General features: G+C 60.9%; 8 protein-coding genes and 3 pseudogenes. 7 read left to right on the forward strand and 4 right to left on the reverse strand.

Annotation, left to right across the window (positions count from 1 at the left end; genetic code table 11):
- Window positions 1-11: 11 nt before the first annotated feature.
- The 4 genes from IPI01_16545 to IPI01_16560 form a co-directional block, all read right to left on the reverse strand.
- Window positions 12-485: a YfhO family protein gene (locus tag IPI01_16545; GenBank protein ID MBK7259377.1), complete on the reverse strand. Its 474-nt coding sequence runs from the start codon at window positions 483-485 to the stop codon at window positions 12-14.
- A 130-nt stretch (window positions 486-615) separates the two neighbouring features.
- Complete coding sequence (locus tag IPI01_16550) at window positions 616-2,166, reverse strand: hypothetical protein (GenBank protein MBK7259378.1); 1,551 nt, start codon at window positions 2,164-2,166, stop codon at window positions 616-618.
- A gap of 232 nt (window positions 2,167-2,398) precedes the next feature.
- Complete coding sequence (locus tag IPI01_16555) at window positions 2,399-3,634, reverse strand: glycosyltransferase family 9 protein (GenBank protein ID MBK7259379.1); 1,236 nt, start codon at window positions 3,632-3,634, stop codon at window positions 2,399-2,401.
- 209 nt (window positions 3,635-3,843) lie between these two features.
- Entirely contained in the window at window positions 3,844-4,173 is a 330-nt protein-coding gene (locus IPI01_16560) for a glycosyltransferase (GenBank protein MBK7259380.1), read from the reverse strand.
- Window positions 4,174-4,743: 570 nt separating this feature from the next.
- Between IPI01_16560 and IPI01_16565 the strand changes: the two genes are divergently transcribed.
- The 7 genes and pseudogenes from IPI01_16565 (at window position 4,744) to IPI01_16595 (ending at window position 7,574) form a co-directional block, all read left to right on the forward strand.
- The gene (locus tag IPI01_16565; protein ID MBK7259381.1) at window positions 4,744-4,881 is read left to right on the forward strand and encodes a hypothetical protein; all 138 of its coding nucleotides are present in this window, start codon (window positions 4,744-4,746) and stop codon (window positions 4,879-4,881) included.
- A 264-nt stretch (window positions 4,882-5,145) separates the two neighbouring features.
- Window positions 5,146-5,691, forward strand: a complete 546-nt coding sequence (locus tag IPI01_16570; protein ID MBK7259382.1) for a hypothetical protein — start codon at window positions 5,146-5,148, stop codon at window positions 5,689-5,691.
- 55 nt (window positions 5,692-5,746) lie between these two features.
- Window positions 5,747-5,896, forward strand: coding sequence for a hypothetical protein (locus tag IPI01_16575; GenBank protein ID MBK7259383.1), 150 nt, complete (start codon window positions 5,747-5,749; stop codon window positions 5,894-5,896).
- A gap of 157 nt (window positions 5,897-6,053) precedes the next feature.
- The gene (locus IPI01_16580; GenBank protein ID MBK7259384.1) at window positions 6,054-6,527 is read left to right on the forward strand and encodes a hypothetical protein; all 474 of its coding nucleotides are present in this window, start codon (window positions 6,054-6,056) and stop codon (window positions 6,525-6,527) included.
- Between the two features lie 387 nt (window positions 6,528-6,914).
- A pseudogene (locus tag IPI01_16585) lies at window positions 6,915-7,016 on the forward strand (bL21 family ribosomal protein).
- Window positions 7,017-7,067: 51 nt separating this feature from the next.
- Window positions 7,068-7,209, forward strand: a pseudogene (locus IPI01_16590) (50S ribosomal protein L27).
- 93 nt (window positions 7,210-7,302) lie between these two features.
- Window positions 7,303-7,574: pseudogene (locus IPI01_16595) on the forward strand (malate dehydrogenase).

Genomic DNA, 7,574 nt, shown 5'->3' on the forward strand with positions numbered 1-7,574 from the left:
TGATGGTCATATCATGCACCTGCCGTTTCGGTCTGCTGCCGGCTGCGGCGCTCGTTCCAGAGGCTGGCGGCGATGCCGCCGCAGCACACCAGGAGGGTGAGTACACTGATGAGCGCTCCGCGGTTGAACGACGGGGGATCGAAGACCAGGTCCACCGTGTGCGTTCCGGCGGGAACAGGGATCCCCCGGGAAACGAAGTTCGTCCGGTACACCGGTGCCTCTGCACCGTCGATCGATGCCCGCCAGCCGGGGAAATACGCTTCACTCAGCACGAGGAGTCCGGCCTGCGGCGTTTCCACGGTGAGGCCGATCCTGTTGATGCGGTGGTCGGTGATGCGCACCTGCCAGCCCGATGCCGGTGCACTGACCGAGATCGGTGTGTAGGTGCTGTCCTCCACGACGGCTTCCTTGCGGGGATCGAAGGACGGCGCCGTCATGCGGGCGCGGACCTCTTCTTCGTTCCGTGCAACGGAGGTGGTGAACACGAGATACGCGCGCTGCAGATATCCCGGACGTTCTTTCAGTCCGATGGTCCCGCGGACAGAATCCGTCTGGAGATAATACTTGATGTTCAGCAGGTCATAGAAATTATCGGCGGTCGCCGTCAGCCGGGAGCTACGCGCTTAAGCATGAGCGGCGTAGCCTTCCATGGTGAACACGCGGTCCATGAGCCCCTGGTTCCGGTCCATGATCATCCCCTGGGTGTTGCGGGTGTTCACACGGAAGAGTTCGTTCTGCGACTTGAGGAAGCCAACCAGCGGCGTGGCCTGCGCGAAATGTTCCTCGGGGTTCTGCGGCGCGGTGTTCTGTTCTGCGCCTATGTAGTACAGATCGAAGAACGTGATCGCCACGAGGAGGATGCCGAGGATCCCGGCGGGCATGCTGCGCCGGATGAGCGCGTAAAAGACAAAGAAGGACGGGATGATGGTCACCAGCGCGATCGCGGAGTTCTCTCCGGACGAACGTGTGCTGCTGTTGCGCAAGGAACGGGAAGAGCCCGTCGAAGAGTCCGAGCAGCGCGGCGATGACGATGGCAACGCACACACCACTGATCCACACCATCGTGGTGACCCAGCGCTTGCCTTCCTTCTCCGTGAACTGTCCCTTCAGGACCGCATCAAACCCGAATCCGGCGAGCATCGACCCGGCGAACGCGACGAAGACGCCCATGCGTCCGGGATTACGGAACGATGCAAAGCCCGGGATGAGATCGAAGAAGAGTCCATGGAGGAAGAAGTTCTTGCCCAGCGAGAAGAGGAGGGCAAAGAGCGCGAAGGATGCGAAGAACGCGACGTGGCGGTTCGTCCGGAAGAACCGGAGGCTGAACAGCGCGAACAGTAGCGGTGCGACGCCGAAAGAGATGCTGGTCTCCCAGTACTGCCAGTACGCTCCCGGACCCCACCAGTTGTAGCCGTGCGCATCCGAGGCGCCGAAGAACTTCGGCACGAGGAGCGTGAGGAGCTGTCCCCACCCGAGCGAACCTTCGGACCCCTTTTCATACGTGATGGTGGCACGCTGGGAGAGTGCGGAGAGGTCCTGCGTCGGCAGCAACTGCACCATGATGAACGCGAACGACAGGCCGACGAGCGTCGCCGCGCGGCCCATGAGTACCAGGCCGGGACGCGTGGTGAGTCCGCGCACGCCCACGGTGGCGATGATCTCTACGGCGACGTAGATGCCGAGGAAGAAGTAGAAGAGGGACATCTGCGGCGAAGAAGCGGAGAAACTGTGGCCGAGCGTGAGCGGGCCGACGAAGACCCAGGTCCAGCGTTTCTCCTGGAGTGCCTTGCGCATCATGAAGAGCAGGAGGGGATACCATGCGGCGACGCCGATGATCACCTGATGGATCGCGTGGGTCACCATGAACCCGGAGAAGGCAAAGGCCGTACCGGCGATGAGCGCCGACATCCGGCGGAGCGCGAAGGAGCGTGCGAGGAGGTACATCCCGCATGCGGCCAGGAAGTAATGCAGCACGTTCACCAGCTCGAGCCAGTAGACGTTCAGATGTCCGTTCTTCACGAACAGCGTGAGCGCCAGCATCGGCAGGTAAAGCACTTCGGTCTGGATCTCCGCGAAGAACGGCATACCGCCTACGGTGTACGGGTTCCAGAGCGGGAATTCACCCGCAGCGAGTGCGGTGGCGGCGTACTGCCTGAAGGGTACCACTGATACACGAAGTCCTCCCACAGGTAGGCGTTCCCGATGAGGATCTTCAGAAGAACAGGGCGGTCATGACGCTAAGCCGACGGCCTGAAGGTCCGACGGCTCCACGGGGTGCCGGACGGTGGCCGCTGCCGTGTCTTCGATCTTTGTTGTGCCATGCGAGGTGGACGGCTAAGTGGGGAGGATCCTTCGACAGCTTTCGAAGACGGTGTCGACACGCAGGTACTGCATGCAATTAGTCGAAGTCCGGTTCGAGGATCTCGCCCCTGCCGTACAGCTCGAACTCGTTCTTGTTGAACGTGCTGTTGAACAGCACGAGCGGCTTGCGGAGGCCGACAGCGATGTGCATGGCCATCGTGACCGCCGAGACCACGAGGTTGCACTGGTCCATCAGGTTGATGAACTGGTTGAGCGGGAAGTAGCCGGGGTAGCGCGCGCCGCTCTTCGCGGCGATACGTGTGTTGCGGGCGTGTTCCTGTTCACCGCCGAGGAGCAGCGGTTCGTAGCCCGCTTTCTTGAGCTTCTTCGCGAGCGCGACCCAGTTCTTCTCGTCCCACAGCCGCGACACCCAGCGCCCGCCGCAGCCGGTGTTGAGGCCGATGATCGGTTTCTTCTTCGGCAGCTTCCACACGAACCCCTTGTCCGCATGGTTGTCCATGATGTACTCTTCGTGCCCGAAGGTGAACCCCGCGATCGCGAAGATCTCCTGGAGATAGCTCAGCGTGTTGTGCTTGCTCAGGTCATCGAACACGCCGGTCAGGAATTTCTGTTCTGCATCGGCATCGATCGGTGCCGGCTTGCCGTTCACCAGCGTGAAGCCCTTCTTCACGTCCGCGCTGATCGTGGCGGTGAGCGCGCACGCCTCGCGGTCCTTGTCCAGGTTCACCAGGAAATCGAAATGCATCGCGTTGAGCGTTGCGATGGTTTGCGGGGTGAACGGAAGGATCACATCGACCGCCGACGACGGCACGACCTGCGGTGTGAGGGTGAGCCACCAGATGCGGTGTGCGGGATGGACGGACTCGAATTTCCGGAGGAGCGGCGTGGTACGGATGACGTCGCCGATGATGCCGAGCTTGATGATAAGGATATTGCCCGACTGGGGGACGTACTGCGCACAGACGCTGCCGTCGGCCTCCTGGCAGTGACACCCGGTCTTCTTGTGCGGTTTGCAGGGGAGATCGCCGCGCAACCAGCGGCAGTCGCGTCGCAATGCGTCGATGGAGGCCCAGGGTTGTGTCATGGAGGAACCGTCCCTTGCCGCGAGAACTCGCGGATCGAATACTCTTCCGCTGAGGTCCGCGTCTTGCTGATCATTTCTCCGGAGCAGGCCGAGGAGATGGACTGCCCCGATCACGACCAGGATCGTCGCCGCGAAGAACATCAGTAAGCTGCCGAGGGCATACACATCGGGGCCGAGCAGGAGGCGGTGGATGATCATCCAGGCATCGACGCCGCCGCCGAGCTGCATGGCAAAGGATGCCGACGGGCGAAAGAGATGCAGCGGACGGCGGAGGAAGCGTGTGGTGAAGATCGCCGTCAGCAGGTCAGGAATCCGCCCCAGAACCGGCCGAGGCCGAATTTCGTTTTGCCGTACTTGCGTGCGCGGTGCTGCACCACCATCTCGCCGACCTTGAAGCCTTCCCAATGGGCGAGCACCGGGATGTGTAGCGGTGGAGTTCACCGTACACCTTCACGGTCTTGATCACTCTTTGCAGTGACCTTGAGGCCGCAGTTCATGTCGTGGATCTTCACGCCGGTCATCATTGCAGTGACCTTGTTGAAGAACTGGGGCAGGATGGTCTTGGTGATGGGGTCGTGGCGGACCTTCTTCCATCCGGAGATGAGGTCGAAGCCGTCTTCGATACGCCGCTTCATCGACGGGATCTCGGCAGGATCATCCTGCGGGTCCGCGTCCATGGTGATCACGATGTTCCCCTGGGACTTGTCGAACCCGACGGCCAGGGCGGCGGACTTCCCGAAGTTGCGGCGGAAGCGGACGACCTTGATGGCGGTCGTTCCGTTTCAGGTCGCGCAGCACCTGGAACGAGCGGTCGGTGCTGCCGTCGTCCACGTACGATCTCGTAGCGGATGTTCATCCGGCCGAGCACCGAACAGGCTGCGTGTTGAGCTCCTTCGGGGATCCTCCCACTCGTTATAGAGGGGATGACCACGCTGATGTCGGCCCAGCCCTGCTGCTGTTGCTGGTCGCGCGGGTTTCGAGGTTCTCGTGGTTCCCGCTGTTCCCGCTGCGGTTGTTGCGGGTTCCCGCTGGGTGTTGCTGGCAGGGTGGCCGCTGGTGTTGGCCTTGGCGCTGCTGCTGTTGGGGCTGCGGTTTGCTGCCCTTCAGTCGGCTGGGCGTTCTGGTCAGTGGGTTGGTCTGGGGTCGTGGTCATAGGGCTAATGCGGACAGTGCCGAACGGTTAATTCCAAATGAAGTACAGCTTTCTGATAGGAGAATCAGGGATCCGGGGCCGCCTTGACATTCGCGCCCCCTTATCTATATTTCAAGTTCATTTTGCCTCCTCAAGGGGGCGATTGCCGTGCCACCGGGACCGGTTGAAAGGGTTGTCGTGAACGCTGTCCCCCTCTGCGCCCCCGCGCGTCCTCAGTCAGAACTTCCTGCGTGATCGGAACACCGCCCATAAGATCGTGGCCGCTCTCGGCCCCCGGTCAGCGGATACAGTCCTGGAGATCGGCCCAGGCGAAGGGCTTTGACATTCGAGCTTGCCTCGCTGGCCGGGCAAGCTGGTGATCGTTGATCTGGACGAGCGGGTCATCGCCCGGATGCAGGAGGCGCTGGCAAGCGAAGCCGGTGGAGATCCTCTTTAATGATGTTCTGAAGCTGGCCACAGCCGGAGCTGGCGGGGCGGGCGGGCAAGAAGCTCAAGATCGTAAGCAATATCCGTATAATATCCCCTCGCCGATCCTGTTCCATCTCCTGGAGCACCCAGGCCGCGATCACTCAGAGCATCCCTGCTGATGCAGCGTGAAGTGGCCTACCGTCCGTTGGCGGTGCCGCGCACGAAGGACTACGGGATCCTCTCGAATCACTTCTTCCAGCTGTTCTTCGATGTGGAGATCCTGTTCGAAGTGCCGCCAACGGTCTTCTATCCGAAGCCGAAAGTCACCTCCACCCTGGTCCGCCTCCGGCCGCTCCCCGAGCCGCGCTTCCCCCTGAAGGACGAGAAATTCTTCCGGTCTCTGGTGCGCGGTGTGTTCGGCAAGCGGCGGAAGACCCTTCGCAATTCGCTCCGGTATCATCTGGAGGCGGAACCTCCGGCGACGAGGTTTCGACTTTACGGTAAGCTGACCGGAAGAGCTGAGCCTGGAAGAACTTGTACGCGGCTGGGCGACGAGGCTCCGCACGGCCCTGCACGGTGGGAAGGGGGCATGAAGTTCCGTACGCCCGCGAACGGCCTCCATTCCACCGATATTGGTGATCGTCGCGTTCTTCACGTTGCTGACGGTGATCAACATCGTCCCCGCTGTGGTACATCCCGGGATGGTGGATCATGGTCCTCGTGAACTCCGCCATCATCAGGGCGATCCATCTGCTCGGTGCGAAACGCCGCAGCAGCACTTGGAAGCCCTTGCGGTGATCCACGATTGGTACGTGCCACCGCTGGTGTTCCTGACGTTCAAAGAGCTGTACTACATGATCAAGCCGATCCATCGGGGGTCGACTATGACGACTGGCTCATCGTGGCGGACCGGTGGTTGTTCGGCGTAGAACCCGACGCAGTGGCTGGAGCAGTTCAGCCATCCCGTGATCCTGCCGAGCTCCTGATGATCGCGTATGCGCTATTCTACCTGCTGTTCCTGATCGTCGGGCGCGAGCTGTACAGAAGCACCCGCGCAGCAAATTCCATTTCTTCATGTTCACGTGCGTGTTCGGTTTCTATCTGTCGTATCTGGGATATTTCGCATTGCCCGCCGTGGGGCCGCGGTACACCCTGCATGATTTCAACTCGCTGGACGCGGAGATCCCCGGGCTCTGGCTGACCCCTGCGCTTCAACTGGTTCGTAGGAACTGGGAGTCCATCCCCATGGGCGTGAGCAGCGCGGCGGCGATGGCGGCGACACAGCGCGATGTGTTCCCCAGCGGGCACACCACCTTGACGCTGGTGCTGATGTGGATGGCGATTGCGTTACCGCCTTGCCTCGCGGCATTTTGTGCTCGTGACGGGTGTCCTGTTGATCATTGCCACGGTCTACCAGCGGTATCATTATGTGGTGGTCTGATCGGCGGGGCGTTGTTCGCGGTGGCTATCTGTTCATCGCCCCCGGCTGTACGCCTTCCTGAGGAAGAAGATCGGGACGATGGACCAGGTGCGTCCGTGGGCGGGGACGACTCCTGGTAATGAGGTGGCAAGGGCCTGGTATGGTCAATGCCGCGATTTTTGCCTGTTTTCGGGGTACCGGGGATGGGGTGGATGGCATCCGGGGACCGGGGAGGAGATGGTCACCTTTTAGGGGAAGGAATTATTGACTTTTTGCGATCATTTGGTACATTTACATTTCCCTATATGAGAGGAATACATCGATGTTCGCCGTCATTTGAAGTCGCTGGAAAGCAATACAAAGTGGCACCGAAAGATAAGATCGCCGTTGCCCACCCTCAATGAAAACCCGGAACGAAGATCCGCCTGGACCGCGTCCTCATGCTCGGCGATGAAAGAGTGTCTCCGTCGGCCGCCCGCTCGTAGGCGGTGCGTCGTCGAAGCCACCCTTGAACACGCCAAGATGGACAAGGTGATCGTGTTCAGAAGAAACGCCGCAAGGGATATCGCGTACGGCGCGGACATCGTCGGGGTTATTCTCAGATCGAAATTCTCAGCATCGGCAAGTAGATTTGCGTCATGGCACACAAAAAGGTGTAGGACAGTTCCATAACGGCCGCGATGGCAACGCGTGCAGCGTATCTGGGCGTGAAGCGCTTCGGCGGCGAAACCGTCGCTGCAGGCTCCATCATCGTCCGCCAGCGCGGCACGGCTCCGCCCCGGCGAGAACGTTGATATCGGCGGCGATGATACGCTCTACGCAGGCCCCAACTGGGCCTTCAAGAAGGTCAGCAAGTCGCGCCACGTCGTGAGCATTCTCCAAGTAACATACCCACCATCAGCACCGGAGATGACCATGAAGATCGCGGTGATCGGGGCCGGGCAACGTCGGAGCAACGAGCGCACAGCGTATCGCGGATAAGGCCCTGGCCAATGAGGTTGTGCTTGTGGATGTGTTGAAGGCATCCCGCAGAAGGCTCTCGACATGTTCGAAGCGTCTCCATTGAGAAAAGCGATGTTCGTGTCATCGGCACGAACAGGGTATGGCTCGAGACCGCGAACTCCGACATCGTGGGTATACCCGCGAGCATCGCCCGCAAACCCGGGATGAGCCGCGACGATCTGATG

Source organism: Ignavibacteriota bacterium, assembly GCA_016707525.1.
GTDB lineage: Bacteria > Bacteroidota > Ignavibacteria > UBA10030 > UBA6906 > JAGDMK01.

Coding starts and splice junctions, on each gene's coding strand:
- IPI01_16555 (MBK7259379.1), bottom strand. CDS start 3,634: ATGCAGCTCGGCGGCGGCGTCGATGCCTGGATGATCATCCACCGCCTC.
- IPI01_16570 (MBK7259382.1), top strand. CDS start 5,146: ATGCAGCGTGAAGTGGCCTACCGTCCGTTGGCGGTGCCGCGCACGAAG.